The sequence below is a fragment of the Guyparkeria sp. genome, from assembly GCF_041687595.1.
Taxonomy (GTDB): Bacteria; Pseudomonadota; Gammaproteobacteria; order Halothiobacillales; family Halothiobacillaceae; genus Guyparkeria.
Genome location: NZ_JAWLBP010000066.1, coordinates 4300 through 6545, shown reverse-complemented (window position 1 = coordinate 6545; position 2246 = coordinate 4300). Strand labels below are relative to the sequence as shown.

The following is a 2246-nucleotide window of genomic DNA, read 5'->3' as shown; positions in this document are numbered from 1 at the left end:
GTGGTGCCGTCACGCGTCCGCAGCGTGACATTGTGTACCTGACGGTAGGTTTCCCGATCCAGAGATAGCCTCGCCGTGAGCCGAACCAGTAATTCACCGAAATACCCTTTCACAACCGGCAACCGCACGAGCCCGATAAACAGCGCGACCAGTGCAATCCACCACCACGTAGCAAGGCCTTGTACCAGAACTGGGCTCAAATCCACTTCGATCTCCTGTTCAAAAAGCCGGGCGGTGATGAAGCCTTCAGGCCTTCAGCCGCGCACCGCTCTGCCATTTCGCTTCAGGCTCTCTCTCAGCAATCAACCGCCAGTCGCTGGACGCTGCAATGGATCTAGTGTCTCGACGCTGGCGAGCAGCAGTCAATGCGTCACTTCGCCCCGCGGCGGGCACAGGATCGACCTTTTCCGAATAGAGTGCTGCGCTCACTGTCACCTAGGCACTTGAGGCGGCAACAGGGAGACCTGCGAATCCTCCAGCGCGTCTTCCGGCAGGGCGTCATCGCGACGTATAAGAGTCGTCGCTCCTCATCACCGGCCTGCGTCCAGCCACCGCCGTCGAACAGTAACGCGTGGTTCAATTCCGCCCCTCACACTACAGAACGGCGCGCGCTGCAGAGTCGGGTTGTGAGACCTTGCCCCATCCGCGCAGGGACCCCATACCCATACATTCCTGCCTGCAACGGGTGTCACAGCAATCTCCAAACCCCACCCGAACGCCCGTGGGCCAGGCTCATCGCTCGCCACCCCCCTCAGATTGTTGGAACACCACCCATTCATGGGCACAGTCCTTACAGGTGCCGGTGTAAGCGGGTCCGGACTTCGTCAGCCGGACCTTGCGCGATTGGCATCGCGGACAGTCCTTCTTCATCGAGGTGTTCGTGCCGCAAGCTCCACAGCGCACGTAGTAACCATACTTGCCGTACATGCCTACGAGATTGTTCTGCTCGCCACATTTCTTGCAGGCCAGTGCGGGGGCCCGACTCGTCGCTGGCGCGGACGCGACCTGTGTCGTTTCAGGCTCCAGGGTCGACTGTGACAGCGTTTCGGGCGCTGCCTCGGATACGGCGGGAGGCTGCGTTACCTGCGCCTTCCGCGGCGGCTCAGCAACCGGCGAACCCTTGGCACCTTCCCCGATGTGGTTCTGCAGCAGGAATTCGCCAATCCCTTCGAGCTCCTTATCGCTGAAGCGCGGCTTTCCGGTCACCACCCCCTTGGCCCGCGAACCCACAAGCTCGCGCACTTTCTCCGCTACGAACTCGCTCTTCACCACCCGATTCGCGATCGCACGCGGCATGTCATCGCGATGCAGGATCGCACTACTGGACACTGCGCAGAGCGTTCTCCAGTCGCGGCCCCCAATCTGCGTCTGGATGCCCAGGAATCGGCCGAGGAACTTATCTACGTTCTCCTGCAACAGATACTTCACCAGGGTTTCCTGCAGCTCCGCCTGCCGGACCGGCGAAGGCATCCCGTACCACTCGCCGCGGTAGCTACGCGACCATTCTCCATGGCCGTTCACCTTCACCTCGCCGTAGATGCTCTTGGACTCGATGATCACAAGCCCGTAGGGATGCACTACCAGGTGGTCAATTTGCGCGCGTTCCCCATTATGCTCGATCCGCAGATCGTTGATAATCAAAACGTTTTCGTCGTTCCCGAACTCCCTCCGCAGGTAGAACGCCACGTCCTGCTCCTGCTGGTGGCCCGCCTTCGAACGTTCATCCTGACCGCTTGCTCCGTACTTGTCCTTGAGAATCATCCGACCTCCTGAACTGAATAATTTCGGCATCCCGCCTCAACGAATTGCCCTATGTCGGCCAATACACGCACGTCATCGGGACCAGGGCACGGGTTTCGGAATCCGCTTCATCGTAATGCGCCATCAAGGCGGTTACCAAGCCGTCCAGATCCATCAGCATTAACGGGATCTTCGCCCGGTCGGCCTCGTAGCGCGCCCCCCTGCTGAAGCCGCCCGTGCTCACGTAAAGACGCTTGTCATCGCCATGTCGGCCACCCAGCGGGAAGGAAACGGGGTCCGGTCTCACATCCCAACACAGCCCACCAACAGAAAGTTGGATCGTGAGACCCGACCCCGTCTCTGCGTCTCGTGCATCTGACCCCGTCTCGTGACCCCTGATCCTGCGCCGGGTGATGCGGGCGCGTCTGCACGCGGCCCATACCGGCTTGTCTCCGGAGCGTGCGTTGGAACACCTGACACGCATCCAGCATCACCGCATCCGCATC

General features: G+C 60.8%; 1 protein-coding gene and 1 pseudogene. Both read right to left on the bottom strand.

Annotated features, from left to right (window positions below; genetic code table 11):
• Nucleotides 1-206 (bottom strand): annotated as a pseudogene (locus ACESL5_RS09075) (nuclease); the annotation flags it as partial.
• Nucleotides 207-732: 526 nt separating this feature from the next.
• Nucleotides 733-1761: a nuclease-related domain-containing protein gene (locus tag ACESL5_RS09070; protein ID WP_372592461.1), complete on the bottom strand. Its 1029-nt coding sequence runs from the start codon at nt 1759-1761 to the stop codon at nt 733-735.
• Between the last annotated feature and the right edge of the window lie 485 nt (nt 1762-2246).

Excerpts from the sequence above, each read along its gene's own strand:
- ACESL5_RS09070 (WP_372592461.1), bottom strand. The coding sequence starts at position 1,761 with ATGATTCTCAAGGACAAGTACGGAGCAAGCGGTCAGGATGAACGTTCG.